Origin of the sequence: Pseudanabaena cinerea FACHB-1277, from assembly GCF_014696345.1 — a bacterium.
In the GTDB taxonomy this organism is placed as follows: domain Bacteria; phylum Cyanobacteriota; class Cyanobacteriia; order Pseudanabaenales; family Pseudanabaenaceae; genus Pseudanabaena; species Pseudanabaena cinerea.
This window is the reverse complement of sequence record NZ_JACJPY010000045.1, coordinates 15,594-35,166: the sequence shown is the minus strand read 5'-3', so window position 1 is coordinate 35,166 and position 19,573 is coordinate 15,594. Positions and strand designations below refer to the sequence as shown.

Here is a 19,573-nt window from a genome sequence, read left to right as displayed (position 1 = left end):
AATCCATGCAATGTTCCAAAGATCTTACGTTTGCGTACAGCTTTTCTTAATAATTCCCCATCGCTAAGTATTTCTACTTAGCGCAAACTTGGGATGCTCCCAAAAGCGATCGCCCCAAATCTCAATCAAATAGCGATATATTTAATGTATTGACATCATGTATTGCACTTGTTTACAGTAGTGACATGGACTTTGAATGGGACAACAAAAAGAACAACGCCAACATTGCCAAGCATGGAATTGATTTTGAGTTTGCCAAGGAAATTTTTTCGGGTATTTGGATTTCAAAACCTGACAATCGTAAAGATTATGGCGAATCTCGTTTTATTGCCATTGGTGGCTTGGAAGAATTTGTTCTCCTTGCTGTCTATACTCTGCGAGGACAAAGAATACGTCTCATTTCTGTAAGGCTTGCAAATAAAGAGGAAAAGAGAATTTATTATGGCTATATCGAGAGAAGAACAATTGAAAATCCTTGGTCAGATGAGAGATTCTGATATTGACTATACGGACGCTCCAGCGACAGATACTGACTTTTGGGAAGATGCAACGGTTAATATTCCACCTGTCAAGGTTCCTGTAACCTTGAGACTTGATCCAAATGTTTTAGCTTGGTATAAACAGCAAGTTCCACGCGGTTATCAAACTTTAATCAATAATGTTCTACAAAAATACATGGCAGATCATCAAGCTGAAAATTGAGTAGAACGATCACGCTTCAACACACCCACAACATCAATCAGCGATCGCCCCTAATCTCAATCAAAAAGCGATCGCCTAAAATATCTATACTTTCCACCACACAAGCGATCGCCCCCAATAAACCAACAACATCAAACAGCGATCACCCCTAATCTCATCAAACAGCGATCGCCTAAAATATCCATACTTTCACAACACAAGCGATCGCCCCTCAACAAACTAACAACACCAAACAGCGATCGCCCCTAATCTCAATCAAACAGCGTCAAATACAAGTTAAAATTAGGAAAATCCCAATACAGACAACTACTAAACTTTAAAATGAGATTTGAGTGGGATGAACGTAAAAAACAAATTAACCTCGCTAAACATGGATTTGACTTTGCTGACGCTTATCTAGTTTTTAATTTGCCTATGGTTGTTGAACTTGACGCAAGAGAAAACTATGGAGAGGATCGGTATATCGGTATTGGTTTACTTCAAGGTCGATTCGTGGTGGTTGTCTATACAGAACCTGACGAACAAACAATTAGGATTATTTCATTAAGAAAGGCTCTATCTTATGAACGCAGATACTATGAACAATACATCGAAGACTGATTGGGCGAGAATTGACGCAATGGGTGATGAGGATATTGATACATCTGATATTCCTCCATTATCAGCAGAGTTTTGGGCTAAAGCCAAATTGAGAAGTCCTAAACAAATTACAGCATCAGTTCAAATCGATTCTGAAACTTTTGCATGGTTTCAATCGCAAGGTGAGAATGCATCGCAGCAAATGTCAGTCGCTTTAAAAATTTACGCAGAAGCACATAAATCTTATGTCACAACGACAAACGATTAGAATTTCTTGGTAATAGCCCCTAATCTCAATCAAACAGCGATCGCCTCAATCATCAATACTCTCACCCACGAGCGATCGCCCCTCAACAAACCAACAACACCAAACAGCGATCGCCCCTAATCTCAATCAACAAAGCGATCACCCCTCAACAAACCAACAACATCAAACAGCGATCGCATGACAAATTGGTGATGTCTTTGTCAAAAAGTATTGATTGCGATGATAATAAGTATGCTTAGTTAAAAAATTTAATATATGCAAAAAACTTTAGATCGCATCACATTCAACCCGCAGATCATGGGTGGACGGGCTTGCATTAGGGGAATGCGAATCACAGTTTCACTCGTGTTAAGTCTAATTGCAAATGGTTTAACAACAATAGAAATTCTGCGTGAATATCCCGATCTTGAGGCTGAAGATATTCGGGCAAGCCTGTTGTACGCTGCTTTTCTGGCAAATGAGGAAGTGCGTAGTTTTGCTGGAATGAGTGGATGAAGCTTTTAGCAGATATGGGAGTTTCACAGACAGTTGTGAAAGCTTTGTGTCAAATGGGTCATGATGCAAAGCATCTTAGGGATGAGGGATTGCAATGTTTACCCGATCCTTTGATTGTTGAGAAGGCTAAGTTAGAAGACCGTACCATTTTGACTTTTGATTTAGATTTTGGTGATCTGATGGCTGTGAGTAAAGCAGATTTGCCAAGTGTGATTATCTTTCGATTAAAAAACACATCGCCTCAGTTTGTTTTAAATCGATTGCAAAATATTCTAGAAAATTGCATAGAAGATTTAGATATGGGATCTGTAATAATCGTGTCTGATGAACGATATCGAGTAAGGCGTTTGCCAATTTAGAAATATGCGATCGCCTCTCAACAAACCAACAACACCAAACAGCGATCGCCAGATTTTGCTATTCATAATGTGACCACACAGAAACAACTCTAATAGTTTTAGTTTCTTCGTTGATGGCATAAACCAATCGATGTTTGATATTGATACGTCTTGAGAAATATCCTTGCAAGTTGCCTGAAAGCTTTTCATAGGGAGGTTCATAAGGATTCTGTTTGAGTATTTCTAGTAGAGATTTGAGGTTTGAGTCTAAATTGGCAGACTTTAGCTTTTTGGCATCCTTAAACACATTTCGACTAAATTCAATCTTCCAATCCATTCAAGGCTCCTAAGAAATCATCTTCAGAAACCCAATCATTCGCTTGTTCGGCGGCTTTAATTGACTCAACTAAATTAGGAATAGACTGTAGATAGAGAGTTTCCTGTATACTTTCCCAGTCAGCTTTAGATAGAAGTACCGCGTCACCTTGCCGACTGGTAATAAATCTTGGTAAATGATCTTTGTTAACCTGTTCGACTAAGCTGAACAAGTTGGCTCTCGCTTCACTTGCATTAAGGATTTTCATTAATAAACCCAAACTCGTACAATTTATCGTACCACTTTTTTTGTTAAAGCAATCGCCCCTCAACAAACTAACAACACCAAACAGCGATCGCTTCAAATATCCATACTCTCACCACACAAGCGATCGCCCCCTCAACAAACCAACAACAACAAGCAGCGATCGCTTAACTGTAGAAATTACCCGAAAGATTATTTGAATATAAACAAAATCACTGTAGGTGGAACAGGAGCGCCAAGAGCTATTGAAAAAACTAAGAATAAAGCATAGGCATAGAAAGCTGGAGGCAGATAGTATCCACCCACCAAACCACTGAAAAATCCTGATTTTAACGAATAGTCGTCACCACCAAATAATATAGACCGAATAAAAACAAATCCTAACCCTCCTGCGTATAGCAATAAAACAGCATAAAAAGAACCTGTTAGACCAGGATTAAGCTTCATAACAGAAGACGGGTTGCCCCCCATAAATCCTGCTATATAATGAACCCACAAACAAATAGCTAGACCAACTAAGAAACCCAAAATCTGGAGTAAAAGTCTCATAAAACTTATCGCTGTGTTTATTCAGGCTAATTGTAAATCTTTTCACTTAAATCAAAGTATTTACTCGGTACACTTTTAGTTAGGATTTAGTTCACTGTTAGTTGGATTTGGTATAATCACTGCAATATTCCCCTCCAAACTCCACAATATCCATGAAAACCATAGACAATGTTTTGCAATACATTGATGATTTAGTGTCGGAAGATACACAGGAACATCTAACATCTTTGGAAGAAGGGATTTTGAAGGGGGCTTGGGAAAGAAAGAATTATACTCAGATATCAAAGGAACTTCATTGTAGTGAGTCGCATATTAAGAAGTTGGCGGCTAGTTTATGGAAAAGGTTGAGTAATTTATTGGGAGTGGAAGTTAATAAGGATAATTTACAAGCTGTTTTAGAGAGACAATTTCGATTATTTAAAGGTGATAACTTTGGCTGTGTAAAGATAAACAAAGGACATTTTGTAAAAACTAATGAAGGGAATATTCATTTTGGAAAGGATAGCGGCAACAAAATAGATATTAGTAAATTTACGAAGTTGGAGTTTAAACCGATGTCATACAGTGAATTTAAAACGATAGCCCAAGTACAAGAAAAATTTGGCTTGACGATCAAAGAATCGGAAAACTTATTTGTGGATATTCAACCTTTGACGATTAGTGACTATTTGCAACAAACCCTTAAACGAAATCTCTCCATTGCCAATGCCATCAATACTGAAAAAGCGCGATCGGAACTTCTCATTGCGCCTATCCTGCTAGAAATTCGGCAAATATTTGATCAAAAGGTAGGCTTTTTCTCAGGTACAGAATTTAACGTTGATGTAGAATCTGGCTTAAATGGATTTTGTGATTTTCTGTTGACAGCCTCCAGCGAAATCTATGAAATCTCCTGTCCAGTGATTACCCTTGTCGAAGCGAAAAACGAAAATATTAAAGGAGGGTTAGGTCAATGCATCGCGGAAATGATCGCGGCTCAGCGCTTTAATGCTAGAAGTGAAAACAGGTTTCCCATTTATGGTGTCGTGACGACAGGCATGATTTGGAAATTTTTGCGCCTCGAAGATAAAATTCTCTGGATTGATCAAGAAGATTACTTCATCAAAGAAATTGGTAAATTACTCGGTATTTTATCTAACCCTTTCCAATCCTACTTTTCATGAGGAATCGGTAACTCGATAGGCGATCTAATGCAACGCTGCGATCGGGACTATTTGACGTAAAATATCACCTAAATTCCTTTTTGCTTCCATCAACTCATAGGCATAATGCAACCGCAAAAAATAACCATCCGATAACCCAAAATAGCGACATAAACGCAAATCCACATCCGCAGTCATCGGAGCCTTACCTTGAATAATTTGCTGCATACTCAAATAAGGCAGCCGCAAACTCTCAGCCAAGCTATCTGCACTAATATCTAACTCTTCTAAAAACTCATATTGCAAGATTTCGCCAACATGGGGATTACGCAGTAAAGTATTTTCCATTGCCTTTGCTCCTAATGATAATCAACAATTTCAACATCATAGGCATTTCCATTTTGCCAAACAAAACAGATTCGCCACTGCTTTGTAATGCGGATACTATATTGTCCAGTGCGATCGCCAACCAATGCTTCTAGATGATTAGCAGGTGGTACGCGGAGATCTTCCAGATTAGCGGACACATCAAGTTGACGTAATTTGCGTAAAGCCCTTTCCTGTATGTCTGATGGTAGCTTACGCGATCGCACACCTTGCCAAATCTTCTCGGTTTCTTTACAAGCAAACGAAACAATCATTGAAGCCTAGACACCTAAACGATAACAAACCGCTAAATTTACCATGCAACAGGCTTAAAATCGTCATCATTGGCGATCGCCACACCATCACCCGAAGGCTTAATCACAAACAAACCTTGACGATAAGCATAACGATCTATCCCCTCATTAATCTCAATTCCTGCCACAGCACCATAGGCTTTATAGTTGCCGTAATGAGGAAAGGAATCTTTAAAGCGCGTTAACTTCTCAACAAACTCATCCACATCATCCTTTGATAAACGTGACTTACATTCCACTAACACTAATTCCGTATCATCCACAGCCAAAATATCTATTTCCATAGCAAAACCTTGACGCTTAGTTCTCGCACGAGGATAAACTTCCTTTACATCAATTCCTTTTTCTTGGAATAAGCGCAATACCGCAGGCTCCACTAATTCCTCAACAAAACGTCCCCATCTTGTCGTAAGTGCTTCAACAGCTTTAGTGGTTCTTTCTACTGTTTTTTCTAACTTTGCCATACGGCGATCAGATTCGACCCTAGCCTCAGCCATACGGCGATCATATTGCTCTTGAGATGCTTGGAACAGCTTATAGATGTCATCAATAGTTGTAGGGCTACTCATAAACTTCGTGTTTTTTGATCAAATTTTCTATACCTAAGTTATCACATAAACAAACAAGGGGCTTGCGCCCCTTGCCTCTTGTTAACTAGCTGCCACCGATACGGGCGACATCGCGGGAGTTGGCTTCAAAAGCAGCATTGAGGGCATCATCACCACTCAAACCATCTTCTAAGGCTTCCTTAATCGCTTGCAATACCCGCTTGTAATCCTTGGGCATTACCTTCACGAATTTAGGAATCATTGCATTCCAATCAGCGAGAACTCGCTCACCGATCGCACTTTCCGTATAGTCAACGTGCTGTTGAATCAACTGCTTCAAATCCTTGATTTCTTCGGGATCTTCGAGTTTCTCTAAGCCGACCATCGAGGTATTGCAACGGGTAGCGAAATCACCTGACTCATCGAGAATGTAGGCAACACCGCCACTCATACCTGCCGCAAAGTTCCGTCCTGTTAAACCGAGAACGACTACTTTACCGCCAGTCATATATTCGCAACCATGATCGCCGATGCCTTCGACTACAGCATTTACGCCAGAGTTACGCACACAGAATCGTTCACCAGCAATACCGCGAATGTAAGCTTCGCCACTAGTTGCACCATAGAAGGCGACGTTACCTGCGATGATGTTTTCTTCGGCGACAAAGGTAGAAGCTTTGTGGGGATAGAGAATGATCTTGCCACCACTTAGACCTTTGCCGAGATAGTCGTTGGTGTCGCCTTCCAGTTCCATCGTCACACCTGCGGGAACGAATGCACCGAAGCTTTGACCAGCCGTACCTTGGAAATGCAGATGCACGGTGTCATCGGGCAATCCTTCCCAATGGCGCTTGGTGATTTCGTTGCCAAGGATCGTACCGACAGCACGATTGATGTTCTTGATCGGAATAGTCTCTTGAACGGGTTCACCATCCACGATCGCTGCTTGACACAAGTCTAGCAACACAGTCATATCAAGGGACTTGTCTAAACCGTGATCCTGTGGAATTTGGCAATAGCGACCGACATCTGCACCAACTTCTGGTTGATAGAGAATCTTCGAGAAGTCTAAGCCCTTTGCTTTCCAATGTTCGACTGCTTGCTTTGCTTCGAGAACTTCAGTACGACCAACCATTTCATCGAGGGTACGGAAACCGAGTTTCGCCATCAGTTCACGCACTTCCATGGCGATGAAGGTCATGAAGTTGACGGTGTGGGCAGGATCGCCTGTGAATTTCTCGCGCAATTGTGGATCTTGGGTAGCGACACCCACGGGGCAGGTGTTGAGATGACAGACGCGCATCATGATACAGCCCAAAGTAACGAGGGGAGCGGTGGCAAAGCCGAACTCTTCAGCACCAAGTAGAGCGGCGATGACGACATCACGCCCTGTTTTCATTTGTCCATCGGTTTCCACAACGATGCGGCTGCGGAGGTTATTGAGAACGAGAGTTTGGTGGGTTTCTGCGAGTCCCAATTCCCAAGGTAAGCCTGCGTGTTTGATCGAGGTTTGGGGTGATGCGCCAGTGCCGCCATCGTAGCCAGAGATGAGAACTACATCAGCGTGGGCTTTAGAAACCCCTGCGGCGATCGTGCCGACACCGACTTCTGAAACTAACTTGACGCTGATGCGGGCGGCGCGGTTAGCATTTTTGAGGTCGTGAATCAACTCAGCGAGATCTTCGATGGAATAGATGTCATGGTGAGGAGGTGGCGAAATCAAACCGACCCCTGGGGTAGAGTGGCGCACCTTGGCAATCCAAGGATAGACTTTCTTGCCTGGGAGTTGACCGCCTTCCCCTGGTTTTGCGCCCTGCGCCATTTTGATTTGAATCTCTTTGGCTTGGGAGAGATAGAGGCTAGTTACACCGAAACGTCCAGAAGCAACCTGTTTGATGGCGCTATTTTTGGAATCGCCTAGCTCGTTTGTCCATGTGTAGCGATCGGGGTCTTCGCCGCCTTCGCCTGTGTTGGACTTGCCGCCGATGCGATTCATGGCGATCGCCAGAGCTTCGTGGGCTTCCTTAGAAATGGAACCATAGCTCATTGCGCCAGTCTTAAAACGGCGCAGAATGCTTTCAATGGGCTCTACTTCTTCAAGGGGAATCGATTCACGGGATTTGAAATCGAGCAAGCCACGCAGGGTGAAATGCTGCTGATTCTGTTCATTCACCAATGTAGAATACTTCTTGAACTGCTCGTAATTGCCCTCACGGACTGCCTTTTGGAGAGCATGGATAGTCTCAGGACTGAAGAGGTGGGCTTCTCCTTCCTTCCGCCATTGGTATTCACCGCCGACATCAAGGGTGAGATTATCCTTACGCTCATGGAAGGCATGGCTATGACGAGCGATCGCCTCTTTAGCGATAACTTCCAAATCAGCGCCTTCAATGCGGGAGGCTGTCCAAGTGAAATATTTCTTAATCACGTCTTGATTGAGTCCCACTGCCTCAAAAATCTGAGCGCCGCGATAGCTTTGGATCGTGGAAATACCAATTTTAGAAGCAACTTTAGTTACGCCCTTAGTGGCGGATTTGATGAAGTTCTTAACCGCAGTTTTGTAATCAACATTCACCAGCAAGCCTTGCTTGATCATGTCGTTGATGCTTTCAAAGGCGAGGTAAGGATTGATCGCACCGCAACCATAGCCAATCAAGAGCGCAAAGTGATGGACTTCTCTGGGTTCGCCCGATTCGAGGACTAGACCGACTCTGGTTCTTGTGCCTGTGCGGATCAGATGGTGATGTAAACCCGATACAGCAAGCAAAGCTGGAATTGGCGCATTGTCAGGATTCACGCCCCGATCGCTAAGTATCAAAATATTCACACCCTCAGCGATCGCTTGATCAGCCTTCGCGCAAATTTCGGCGATCGCTGATTCTAATCCCGATACACCAGATTTAGGGTTGAACAAAGTCGAAAGTGTAATTGATTGAAATCCACCTTCATTAATATACTTGAGTTTGGCAAATTCAGCATCACTAAGGATAGGAGTCTTTAACTCGATCAAATGACAGCTTTCGGGTTCAGGCTTGAGCAGATTCCGTTCAGCCCCAATAGTAGTTTCGGCGGAAGTAATAATCTCTTCACGAATGGAGTCAATCGGCGGATTAGTTACCTGTGCAAATAGCTGTTGGAAATAATCGTAAAGAAGTTTGGGACGATTGGAAAGAACGGCTAAAGGAGCATCATTTCCCATTGCGCCCACGGCTTCCACTCCATCACGCGCCATTGGTGTTAACAGTAGGCGCAAATCTTCAAAGGAATAACCAAAAGCCATTTGCTTCTGGGTTAGAGGAGTTGCTTCAGGTTCACTAGCTACGCCATCCTTAAGATTGGCAATCTCCACCATGTGCTGATTAATCCAATCACGGTAGGGATGTTCAGAGGCAATTTGATGCTTGATTTCTTCATCAGCAACAATGCGACCTTCTTCCATATTCACCAAGAACATTCGCCCTGGTTGCAAGCGACCTTTTGATTCAATCAGTTCAGGTGCGATATCTAATACACCTGCTTCCGATGCGAAGATCACCAAATCATCCTTAGTGACATAATAGCGTGAAGGACGCAAACCGTTGCGATCGAGAATCGCGCCGATCATTGTGCCGTCGGTGAAGGCGATCGAGGCAGGACCATCCCAAGGTTCCATCAAACAGGAATGATATTCATAAAAGGCTTTCTTCTCATCACTCATGGACTCATGGGCTGTCCAAGGCTCAGGAATCATCATCATTACCGCATGGGGTAGCGATCGCCCTGCCAGTACTAGCAATTCTAAAGCATTATCAAAAATCGTGGAGTCACTGCCTTCGATGTTAATCACAGGCTTGATTTTGGAAATATCATCGCCAAATAAATCTGACTCAAACATCGACTGACGGGCAATCATCCAGTTAGTATTGCCGCGCAAAGTATTAATTTCGCCATTGTGGGCAATGTATCGATAAGGGTGCGATCGCTCCCAACTGGGGAAAGTATTCGTACTAAAGCGGGAGTGAACCAGAGCTAGAGCGCTCTCCATATCGGGATCATGCAAATCATGGGCGTAATACTGCCCGACTTGCGCCGTCATCAACATTCCTTTATAAACAATCGTGCGACAGGAAAGGCTAGAGGGATACCAGTAAGGATCAACATTTGTTGCTCTTATTGCGGTATGGGCAAGTTTACGCAGCACAAATAATTTGCGATCGAAGGCGAGGTCATCGGCAAGATCGGCAGAACGGGCAATGAATACCTGCTGCATGAATGGTTCACTGGATTGCGCGGTCGCCCCCAAGGAGGAATTGTCAGTTGGTACGTCGCGCCAACCAAGCACCTTCAGACCTTCAGCTTCGACTAATTTTTCAAAAATCCCGCGCCCCTGTTGACGCGCTTCCATATTAGGGGAAGTATAGATCATGCCCACGCCATACTGTCCAGATTCAGGCAACACGATATTTACTGCCGCCGCCGCCTTTACCAAAAACCTGTGGGGAATCTGCATCAAAATCCCAGCACCATCACCTGTATTTGTCTCACAGCCGCACGCGCCGCGATGTTCGAGATTTTCCAAAATTGTTAATCCCTGCTCCACGATCGCATGGGATTTTTGACCTAATTTATGAACAATAAAGCCAACTCCACAGGCATCATGCTCAAATTGAGGATCGTACAAACCTTGATTGTCTGGCGTTGCATTGCTATTCATCATGGACGGAGATGTTGATAATAGAGGATATTATGAGGGCGATCGCAATTTGCTTAGAGTTACGATAGCTATCTTGGATTGTAAAGCAAACTCCATGATCTAGGTAGAATATGCCAATGATCTTAACGAAATGATCATATCTTGCCGCTAGTTCCTCAATATTTTGCGGGATTCCCTTGTTTTTTGTTAAAAATTTTTGTTAAAAATGTTACAGACTTAGAATCCTAAACATATAGCCCTTAAACCCAAAACCAAAGAAATTTTTGAGTGCCAATACTTTGCGCTTAGAAACATCCTAGTGGCTCGTTTGCTTGATTTAATGCGCGATTAGTGCGTAATTGCCATGTATGATGATTAAAGTCTAGACTTCTATTTACAATTCTCCTTAATCTCCATGACTTCCCAATATTTGATTAAGCTCAAGCGCCGTGAATTTTTGACTATGTCTACACTATTTCTATTGGGAGCCTGCGGTTCTCAAGTGGTGGATAGTAGCTCTAACAACAATAAAATTGTATTCTGGACAATGCAGTTAAAGCCCCAGTTCGATAAATACATGACTGACTTAATCGCAGGATTTGTAAAAGAGAATCCTAATGCAGAAGTGGAATGGGTGGATATTCCTTGGGGAGAAATGGAAGCTAAGATCTTAAGTTCTGTTGCTGCCAAAACTGCGCCCGATGTGGTCAATCTCAATCCGCAGTTTGCCTCTAAGTTGGCGGAGAAGAAAGCGCTCGTGGATATGGCAACTGCTATATCAGCAAGCGATCGCAATGCTTATTTCCCGAATATTTGGAAAGCAAATCAACTAGAAAATATAGTTTTCGGATTGCCTTGGTATGTGGCAACGGATATCACAATTTATAACCGCGATTTATTTGAAAAAGCAGGGCTAGATCCTGCCAAGCCGCCTCAAACCTATACCGAGCTGACAAAAGTTGCAGAGCAGATCAAGGCAAAGACAGGTAAATATGCCTTCATGCTCACCATGGATGGCGGACAGGTGCTAGAGTCGATGGTGCAGATGGGCATGAAGTTGCTAGATGCCAATGGCAAGGCGGCTTTTAACGATCAAGATGGGAAAGCGGCATTTGGCTATTGGGTGAATTTGTTTGAGAAGCAGTTAGTTCCCCGTGAGATTTTGACGGAAGGTCATCGCAAGGCTGTAGAGCTTTATCAGTCTGGAGAGTTGGCAATGTTGTTGACAGGACCACAGTTTTTGCAGTCAGTGGCTCAAAATGCACCAGCGATCGCCAAGGTGACAGATGTGGGTGTGCAGATCACAGGCTCAACGGGTAGAAAGAGTGCGGCAGTGATGAATGTGGCAGTGCCAACCACCTCTACCAATCAAGAATTGGCGGTAAAATTCGCGCTCTATCTCACCAATGCCACCAATCAATTAGCCTTTACCAAGGTTGAGAATCTATTGCCTTCCACGATCGCCAGTTCCAGCGATCGCTATTTTACCGAAGCGCCCAAGGATGCGCCATTGCTAGATCGGGCTAGGGTAATCAGTGCTTCGCAGTTAGCACAATCGGAAGTATTGATTCCCCCTGCAAAGGATATTGAGAAGCTGCGTAAAATCATTTATGAAGAGCTACAGTCAGCCATGCTTAAGCAAAAGCCTAGCGATCAAGCGATCGCCTCGGCTGCCGAAAGATGGAATGCCCTCTAGCGATCACCGTCCAGTCTTTTAAAGCTTTCAAGGTTTCTCTTGATTTGGGCTACTAATAACCAACACCAAGTAATTTATCCCACATTCCGCTCGTAATGGAATGGTAAAATAATAAGCGAAAGGCAATGAGAAAGGCAACAAGGAGGAAAAACATATTAATACAAACAAAGCAGAGATAAAAGTATCGAACCTAGACCATCTAGGAATCGTAGCAGGGATAATAGACGATCTGGGAATCGTAGGGCAGATAAACGAAAGAATCGGGAGAAGCTCAAGGGAAAAAGTAAGGGCAGGGATAATCGTGAAAGCAATGATCCTGAATGGATTAGGGTTTGTATCCGCGCCATTGTATATGTATAGTAAGTTTTTTGAAGGGAAAGCAACAGAACATTTATTAGGGGAAGGAATAACAGCCGAGCAAATTAACGATGACCGCATTGGGGATGTACTGGATGACTTACATGAAGTCGGACTAACAGAAACATTTGTGGGAATCAGCCTGAAGGCAGTAAAAAAGTACGAAGTAAAGGTAGAAACAGGACATATAGACTCGACATCATTTCATGTGCATGGAGAATATGCTAAGCAAGAAGAAGGGAATATCGAAATTACCCATGGATATTCACGCGACCATCGACCAGATTTGAAGCAATTTATGATGAATCTGATCTGTGTGGGTGATGGGGATATTCCCGTGATGATGGAGGTGGTAAGTGGGAACCAAGCTGACAAGGCAAGATTAGCAGGATTATTACAAGAATTCAAGCAACAGTGGACATTTGAGGGGATATGCGTAGCTGATGCCGCGCTATACAGTGAAGAAAACCTAAAAGCCATGACAGGACTGAAATGGCTAACCAGAGTGCCATTGAGTATCAAAGCTGCATCTGAATTAGTGGAAAGTACAGAGCCTTTACAGCCCAGTAAATTACTGGGATATAGCACCGCCGAATCGCTGAGTGAGTATGGAGGGGTAAGCCAAAGATGGATGTTAGTTGAAAGCGATGCAAGGCGTAAGTCAGATATCAAGAAATTAGACAAAAAGATTGAAAAAACGCAGAAGGAGTGCCAGAAAGAATTACAGGTTCTAGCAGGGCAAGATTTTGCTTGTCCTGCTGATGCGATCGCTGCTGCCGAGAAACTATCAACCAAGATGAAATGGCATAAACTCACGAATATTCAGACAATGGAAAAACCGCATTATGCCAAGCGGGGTAAGCCACAGCCTGATGTTATCCCCACCCACATAACTTATCGGATTACGGCGACTGTGATTCCCCTAGACTCAGACATCGCCGCGCAACGAGTTCGCTGTGGCAGATTTATTTTAGCCACGAATATCCTTGATTCTGTAGAATTCACCTCCGATGATGCTTTGCGCGAATATAAGGCTCAACAGGCTACTGAGCGTGGCTTTCGTTTCCTTAAAGACCCTTTGTTTTTTACTTCGAGTGTTTTTCTCAAGTCTGCTAAACGCATTGAGGCTCTGGGCATGATTATGGCGCTTTGTTTGCTCGTTTATAATTTGGCTCAACGACAACTCAGGCTGGCTTTGGCGATCGCTCAAGATACGATTCCTAACCAATTGGGTAAACCCACTAATTCCCCAACTTTGCGTTGGGTGTTTCAATGTTTTTTGGCGGTTCATTTAGTCTCTTTTCATGGTGTTACTCAAATTGTTAATTTGTCGGCTCTTCGTCTTCGCATTTTAAATTTCTTTTCTCTTGCCTGCCAACGCTACTATCTCCTACCTGTGCCTGTTTCTTAATTATTTTTCCCATTCCATTACGAGCGGAATGTGGGTTATTGTATTTTTCTAAGAGGTTGGAAACTTTGTCACCTAGTACAGCCCGTACCAAGATGTTTGTATCTAAGGCAAGTGTCTTTGACATTATTTGTCTTCATCTTTCCTAACTTGTTTACGCATAGCGTTAAATTCGGCAATGATTTCGTCTTCGCTAATGCCGTGAGCTTTTAATAATTCAGCCATTTTTTGAGAAGATCGGCGGAAAGCAAGGAGGGCTTCTTTGCTAGGTTTTTTGATTTTGATTAATGAAGTTTTCATGGTGGATTAATGTTTTTTGTAATGATAGGGGGCAGTTTATGAATTACCCTTACGGTGGATCATAGCAAATTTTTCTATCTCTCATTCAATGGTGGCAGGCTATTCACAATTTTAACGGATTCGATACTGACGCGGACGATGCGTTTAACTAGGTCGATGATGTAGTGCGGGTCGTCTGACCAGTCGTTGGGATTATTGGTAATGCCGCTATCTTTGTCGCGGGTGAGTTGATAGCGTTCCATGATCCATTCTAGGGCGGGTTTGCCGTTGACGATGTATTCGTAGGCTTGTAATGGGATGCCTGAGAGGGTGATTTTGCTGTTGTAGATGATGGTGGTTTTGTCGATCGCTTTGTTTTTGACTCCAAATTTCATTTTGGATACGCGATAGTCTTTGTCTTCGAGATAGAGTTCGCTTTTGAATTCTTCTAATGGATATGGTTCTATATTTTCATAGTTGAGATGCCATTGGGCGAGGTTGCGTCCTGCGGTGCTGAAGCTGTGGAAGTCGGCGGCGTAGGGGATGCGGGGCAGCATTTTTTTGAGGTCGGCGGCGAAGCGTTGTTTGTATTCGGGGCTATGGAGGATGCCATAGACATAATAGAAGATGTCTTCTTTGGTAATGGTTTGGTCTTGATAGGTGGTTTGGAAGTCGCTGAGGATGGTGTCGGGGATGTTTTCTTTTTTGGTGTAGCCTGTTTCGGTTAGGAAGAGTGATGTTTGGTCGGTTGGTTCGGGTTTTTCATAGGTATAAAGTGGGAAGCATTGACCAGTATCGTGTAAGTGTAAGTTGGGGATTGCATCGGTAATAAGTGCTGAAAATCCTTTGCTTGCACCGATTCCAGTTACGCTAATCACCAAATTTCTCAGATTTTCATTTGGGAATATTTTCGGTATTTGGTAAACCATGTCGTTAAAATGCTTATTGAAATAGCTCCATTGTTTGCAATAGGGGCGATACATTCCTTTCACAACTGAATCGTTATTAAATTCATAATTAACTAACCTGCCAAGATCGTTTTTTAGACCTCTTGACCAGCTTATGCTTTTGGGATCTGTATTAATAAAAACTTCTACTTGCTTTTGTCTTGCTTCAACATTACTAAAGGTTTTACCTTGTGAATAAATCTTAAAATCTTCAACTTGTGAATTGTAGAAGTGAATCATTTCAGTCATATTTTCAATTAAGCTATGACGAGAAAAATTGTAAGTCCATATATCTCTCGCTGTAGCTATACCAAGAGAATATTCATCAAAAATAGTTTTATTTGATTTATCTTTTTTGTCTCCTAATGAAATAAATTCATCAAATTCTGGATCACGTTGATTTATCCAGTCTTGGCTGTCGTTGGGGAGCAGTGAATCCCAGTTAATACTTGTGAAACTGCCAAAATTTTTAATTTTGTCAAGCTTTTCTTCACGGCTTAAATAATCGCCAATATCGTGATAAAAAAGTTGATGCTCTCCTGTTTTTTCAGGATTTTTGATCAGTAAAGTTATGGCGATCGCGGCGCGACTTCCTGAACCGAAAATTTTACCGCCTTCCTGTCGTGAAGTTTCGCCAGATGTGCGCTGATTCCCTCGCAAATTGAAACAATAAACGCTCGTAAACTCATCGGTTAGACATTTACGCAATCCATCCATATTGTTGCTGTCAATAAATGAGCCATTCGTTACGAAGCAGACAATGCCTTTATTCTTGATGCGATCGCTTGCCCATCGAATCGCTCTAATATATGAATCGTATAAATTTCTTACTGACGAAGCAGAAGAATTTTTTGCGTAAGTGTTGCGTATTGTCTTATCTAGTTCTGTGTATTCTAAATTTTGATTTCCATCATTTTGGCTAGTCTGCCCTGCCGAATAAGGCGGATTGCCAATAATGACGCGAATATCATTATTTCGCTGCCTCACCACACGCTGATTATTTTCAGGAAACATCACTTCATTCAAAGTTCCCTGACTCTCAAACATCTGAAATGTATCAGTAAGGACAATGCCGTTAAAGGGTTGGTAAGCCCTCACCCCTAGCCCCTCTCCCAAAGGGAAAGGGGAACCAGAAAAAGAATCCGAATTTGCTCCCCCTCGCCCCTTGGGAGAGGGGGCTGGGGGGTGAGGGTCAACTTCTGAACTTGAGAGATTAGCCCTCACCCCTAGCCCCTCTCCCAGAGGGAGAGGGGAACCAGAAAAAGAATCTGAATTTGCTCCCCCTCGCCCCTTGGGAGAGGGGGCTGGGGGGTGAGGGAGAAGATCATGAAACGCCGCCTCAATATTAATCGCCGCGATGTAATACGCCAACAACACAATCTCATTCGCGTGAAGCTCCTGATGATACTTCCGTTCCAAATCCTGCGGCGCAATCAAACCATTCTGCAACAACCGCACCATAAAAGTCCCCGTCCCCGTAAACGGATCGAGAATATGCACATTTTCATCCGTCAAGCCCACCCCAAACTCCAGACGCAGCGCATCATCCGCACTTCGCACAATAAAATCCACCACCTCCACAGGCGTATACACAATTCCCAACCGTTCCGCCATGCGAGGAAAAGCATTCTTAAAAAACTTATCGTAAAGCTCAATAATTATCTTCTGCTTACCCTCAGCATTATCAATCCCACTCGCTCGCGTCTTCACACTCGCATAAAACTTATCCAAAGTCGCAATCTCCTTACCCAAAGACTGCCCCTCCAAAGCATCCAGCATCTTTTGCATCGCAATCGAAACAGGATTTAATTGCGTAAACTGATAATCCTCAAACAACGCATCAAACACAGGCTTAGTGATCAAATGCTGTGACAACATCTCGATCGCATCGGACTCACTAATACTGGGATTGAGATTACAGCGCAAACCCTCCAAAAAACTATCAAAAGCTTGACGGTGCGTAGCTTCCGAACTAGACAACAAAGCTCTAATCCGTGATGTATGGCGATCGGCAATTTGCGCCACATCCTTCGCCCAATCTTCCCAATAACGGCGATCGCCACATTTAACGACAATCTTGGCATAGATCGCATCGCGCCACTCATCCAATTGCGGAAAATTTAGCGTCATTTGTTTCGCTTTCGGCTGACCATTCCCGACCTTTGACCCATCATCGGACGCGCCGCCACCGACACCAATCACATCCACTTGCGTCGGTCTAGTTTCATTCAACTCGATTTTGTTGATAATCGCATTAAAGCGATCGTCATGGGCGCGTAAGGCTTGCAGCACCTGCCAGACCACCTTATATTTCTCATGATCCTTCAGCGCCTCCTCTGGAGTCATATCCGCAGGAATCCCAATCGGCAAAATAATATAACCGTACTTCTTGCCCTCAGCCCTTCGCATCACCCGCCCCACCGACTGCACCACATCCACCACCGAGTTACGCGGCGACAGGAAAATCACAGCATCCAACGCAGGTACATCCACCCCTTCCGACAGGCATCGCGCATTAGAGAGAATCCGACAAAGATTACCTTGACTGCTCGTATCCGCCTTCAGCCAATCTAGCTTCTGATTACGAACCATCACATTCTGCTTCCCATCAACGTGCTGCACCTCACAGGGCAGAATCTCCTCATCGGGATGGGTCTTTTGATATTCCTCAATGATTTGCGAAAACATCTCCGTAAATCTTTTCTCAGAAGCAGCGATCGTCCCTGCAAAAGCCACAGCACGGCGCATCGGTGCAATATCTCCCTGCACATCTTCGCGATCACTTTCCGCCGCAAATCGCTTTGATAATCCATTCCAACAACCCGTGATCTTCACTGCGTCCTCTAGCCTGAGTTCGTTATTGTCATCGGCTAACTGACGCTGAAAAGTAGCGCTGACATACTTCTCATCCACAGCCAACACCATCACCTTATAATCCGTCAATAACCCCGTCGCCACCGCTTCCGCAAATCCTAAGCGATGGAACTCTTGACCATAGATTTTCTCATCGTCCATCGAACAGACGATCGCCTCATTTTCCTTAGCCTTACTCTTAGCCGAATCCGCATAAAGTCGAGGCGTAGCCGTCATATACAGCCGTTTTTTCGCCTTAATAAAGTCCTGATCATGCACCTTCACAAAATGCGAATCATCTTCCCCCGCCAAAGTCACGCCCGTAGTCCGATGCGCCTCATCGCAAGTAATCAAATCAAACTCTGGTAATCCTTTTTTCTGTGCATCGGCGATCGCCTGAATTGATTGATAAGTGGAAAAGATCACCGTAAGCTGAGGTTCTGCCCTCACCCTAAATCCCTCTCCCAAGGGGGGAGAGGGACTTAAAGACTCTTTTTCTTGCTCCCCTTCTCCCGTTCTGGGAGAGGGGGCTGGGGGGTGAGGGCAAAGCGCCTGATACCTCCCCACAATTACATCGACATCCGTAGTTGCAGGAAAAGCCAAATCACGGGCGCTCATATCTTCCATATCCGACTTTTTCGACACCTTTGCATCCGAACAAACCGCAATACTCTGCAACTTCACCGTTGCCTCCGCCGACCATTCCCGCAAAGTCTGCGACAAGAGCGAAATCGAAGGCACTAAAAATAAAACAGTCGCGCTACCTTTAGCGATCGCAAACCTCTCCGCAATCTGCAAAGCCGTATAGGTCTTACCCGTCCCGCAAGCCATGATCAACTTACCGCGATCGCCTGTCTCAAATCCCGCCATCACCTTTTCCAAAGCAGTAACCTGATGCGGTCTAATGGATTTCTTCGGCTTTAACGGTAAAACGGGCGATCTAGTTTCTAACTCATCATCATTATCATTAATACTCGTAGAAACACTCTGCACCGCATAGCGCAAATTTTGCGAACTCACCTGACTCCAATCCACAGGACTTTGATCGAGATCGTATAGGGTTAGGCGATCGACAGGAATTTGCTGATTTTTTAGTGCATCTTCGGCATTTTTACCCCATTCGCAAGTAGCGACAATCAAGCGATGCTTAAACGGTTTTTTACCTGAAGCCGTAAAAAATGAATCAATATCTCCTTTATCCAACGAATGATCGGGCTGATAGCACTTACACTGAATCGCCCAATAGTCACCCGTTGCCCTCTCCTGAGCCACCAAATCAATCCCCAAATCTCCCTTCTTGCCACGCAACGGGAAATCCATCCAAAACCACACCCGTTCAAACAGTGCGAGATATTGCGGATCGGTTCGCAAATAGGCAAATACCAAATGCTCAAACTTATCGCCCAAATCACGGGTTGAGGTTGCCTCTTGGCGAAACTGCTCAAGAATATGGTGAATGGTGACAGTCATTTTAGCTTCT

At 43.8% G+C, this 19,573-nt stretch carries 20 protein-coding genes; 11 read left to right on the top strand and 9 right to left on the bottom strand.

Annotation, left to right across the window (positions count from 1 at the left end):
• Window positions 1–185 precede the first annotated feature (185 nt).
• The 7 genes from H6F44_RS13945 (at window position 186) to H6F44_RS13915 (ending at window position 2,403) form a co-directional block, all read left to right on the top strand.
• Window positions 186–497 (top strand): BrnT family toxin, encoded by a 312-nt coding sequence (locus tag H6F44_RS13945; protein ID WP_190351628.1) that lies wholly within the window; start codon window positions 186–188, stop codon window positions 495–497.
• On the top strand, window positions 466–702 hold the full coding sequence (locus tag H6F44_RS13940) for a BrnA antitoxin family protein (RefSeq protein WP_242016572.1): 237 nt from the start codon (window positions 466–468) through the stop codon (window positions 700–702). Before H6F44_RS13945 ends, H6F44_RS13940 begins: the two co-directional genes overlap by 32 nt.
• Entirely contained in the window at window positions 699–854 is a 156-nt protein-coding gene (locus H6F44_RS13935; RefSeq protein WP_190351626.1) for a hypothetical protein, read from the top strand. Before H6F44_RS13940 ends, H6F44_RS13935 begins: the two co-directional genes overlap by 4 nt.
• 169 nt (window positions 855–1,023) lie before the next feature.
• Window positions 1,024–1,302 (top strand): BrnT family toxin, encoded by a 279-nt coding sequence (locus tag H6F44_RS13930; RefSeq protein ID WP_190351625.1) that lies wholly within the window; start codon window positions 1,024–1,026, stop codon window positions 1,300–1,302.
• Entirely contained in the window at window positions 1,265–1,549 is a 285-nt protein-coding gene (locus tag H6F44_RS13925) for a BrnA antitoxin family protein (protein WP_242016571.1), read from the top strand. The genes H6F44_RS13930 and H6F44_RS13925 overlap by 38 nt, the downstream gene beginning before the upstream one ends.
• A 255-nt stretch (window positions 1,550–1,804) precedes the next feature.
• Window positions 1,805–2,044: a DUF433 domain-containing protein gene (locus H6F44_RS13920; RefSeq protein ID WP_190351624.1), complete on the top strand. Its 240-nt coding sequence runs from the start codon at window positions 1,805–1,807 to the stop codon at window positions 2,042–2,044.
• The gene (locus H6F44_RS13915; protein ID WP_190351623.1) at window positions 2,041–2,403 is read left to right on the top strand and encodes a DUF5615 family PIN-like protein; all 363 of its coding nucleotides are present in this window, start codon (window positions 2,041–2,043) and stop codon (window positions 2,401–2,403) included. The genes H6F44_RS13920 and H6F44_RS13915 overlap by 4 nt, the downstream gene beginning before the upstream one ends.
• A 58-nt stretch (window positions 2,404–2,461) precedes the next feature.
• On the opposite strand, the gene H6F44_RS13910 is transcribed toward H6F44_RS13915, so the two are convergent.
• Window positions 2,462–2,719 carry a Txe/YoeB family addiction module toxin gene (locus tag H6F44_RS13910; RefSeq protein ID WP_190351622.1) on the bottom strand — a complete coding sequence of 86 codons (258 nt, stop codon included), beginning with the start codon at window positions 2,717–2,719 and terminating at the stop codon, window positions 2,462–2,464.
• Entirely contained in the window at window positions 2,703–2,966 is a 264-nt protein-coding gene (locus H6F44_RS23580) for a type II toxin-antitoxin system Phd/YefM family antitoxin (RefSeq protein WP_190351621.1), read from the bottom strand. Before H6F44_RS23580 ends, H6F44_RS13910 begins: the two co-directional genes overlap by 17 nt.
• A gap of 40 nt (window positions 2,967–3,006) precedes the next feature.
• On the opposite strand from H6F44_RS23580, the gene H6F44_RS13900 reads away from it, so the two are divergent.
• Entirely contained in the window at window positions 3,007–3,162 is a 156-nt protein-coding gene (locus H6F44_RS13900) for a hypothetical protein (RefSeq protein ID WP_190351620.1), read from the top strand.
• On the opposite strand, the gene H6F44_RS13895 is transcribed toward H6F44_RS13900, so the two are convergent.
• Window positions 3,155–3,511 carry a hypothetical protein gene (locus tag H6F44_RS13895; protein ID WP_190351619.1) on the bottom strand — a complete coding sequence of 119 codons (357 nt, stop codon included), beginning with the start codon at window positions 3,509–3,511 and terminating at the stop codon, window positions 3,155–3,157. The two genes, H6F44_RS13900 and H6F44_RS13895, sit on opposite strands and share 8 nt — an antisense overlap.
• Before the next feature lie 152 nt (window positions 3,512–3,663).
• On the opposite strand from H6F44_RS13895, the gene H6F44_RS23780 reads away from it, so the two are divergent.
• Window positions 3,664–4,674: a hypothetical protein gene (locus tag H6F44_RS23780; RefSeq protein ID WP_322096225.1), complete on the top strand. Its 1,011-nt coding sequence runs from the start codon at window positions 3,664–3,666 to the stop codon at window positions 4,672–4,674.
• A 24-nt stretch (window positions 4,675–4,698) separates the two neighbouring features.
• Here the strand turns inward: H6F44_RS23780 and H6F44_RS13885 are convergent, their stop codons facing one another.
• From H6F44_RS13885 to gltB, 4 genes are all read right to left on the bottom strand, one after another.
• Window positions 4,699–5,001 (bottom strand): HigA family addiction module antitoxin, encoded by a 303-nt coding sequence (locus H6F44_RS13885; RefSeq protein WP_190351618.1) that lies wholly within the window; start codon window positions 4,999–5,001, stop codon window positions 4,699–4,701.
• Window positions 5,002–5,012: 11 nt separating this feature from the next.
• On the bottom strand, window positions 5,013–5,294 hold the full coding sequence (locus tag H6F44_RS13880; RefSeq protein ID WP_190351617.1) for a type II toxin-antitoxin system RelE/ParE family toxin: 282 nt from the start codon (window positions 5,292–5,294) through the stop codon (window positions 5,013–5,015).
• Window positions 5,295–5,332: 38 nt separating this feature from the next.
• A complete protein-coding gene (locus H6F44_RS13875) occupies window positions 5,333–5,902 on the bottom strand; it encodes a DUF3782 domain-containing protein (RefSeq protein WP_190351616.1) in 570 nt (189 codons plus the stop codon).
• Between the two features lie 85 nt (window positions 5,903–5,987).
• Entirely contained in the window at window positions 5,988–10,574 is a 4,587-nt protein-coding gene (gene gltB, locus H6F44_RS13870) for a glutamate synthase large subunit (RefSeq protein WP_190351615.1), read from the bottom strand.
• A gap of 394 nt (window positions 10,575–10,968) precedes the next feature.
• Here gltB and H6F44_RS13865 point away from each other — a divergent pair, with 394 nt between their 5' ends.
• Window positions 10,969–12,249, top strand: a complete 1,281-nt coding sequence (locus H6F44_RS13865) for an ABC transporter substrate-binding protein (RefSeq protein ID WP_190351614.1) — start codon at window positions 10,969–10,971, stop codon at window positions 12,247–12,249.
• 154 nt (window positions 12,250–12,403) lie between these two features.
• A complete protein-coding gene (locus tag H6F44_RS13860) occupies window positions 12,404–14,017 on the top strand; it encodes an IS1634 family transposase (RefSeq protein ID WP_190351633.1) in 1,614 nt (537 codons plus the stop codon).
• Window positions 14,018–14,140: 123 nt separating this feature from the next.
• On the opposite strand, the gene H6F44_RS13855 is transcribed toward H6F44_RS13860, so the two are convergent.
• Both H6F44_RS13855 and H6F44_RS22865 read right to left on the bottom strand, forming a co-directional pair.
• Window positions 14,141–14,314 carry a hypothetical protein gene (locus H6F44_RS13855; protein WP_190351613.1) on the bottom strand — a complete coding sequence of 58 codons (174 nt, stop codon included), beginning with the start codon at window positions 14,312–14,314 and terminating at the stop codon, window positions 14,141–14,143.
• Window positions 14,315–14,388: 74 nt separating this feature from the next.
• Window positions 14,389–19,563 carry a DEAD/DEAH box helicase gene (locus H6F44_RS22865; RefSeq protein ID WP_199302131.1) on the bottom strand — a complete coding sequence of 1,725 codons (5,175 nt, stop codon included), beginning with the start codon at window positions 19,561–19,563 and terminating at the stop codon, window positions 14,389–14,391.
• Window positions 19,564–19,573 lie beyond the last annotated feature (10 nt).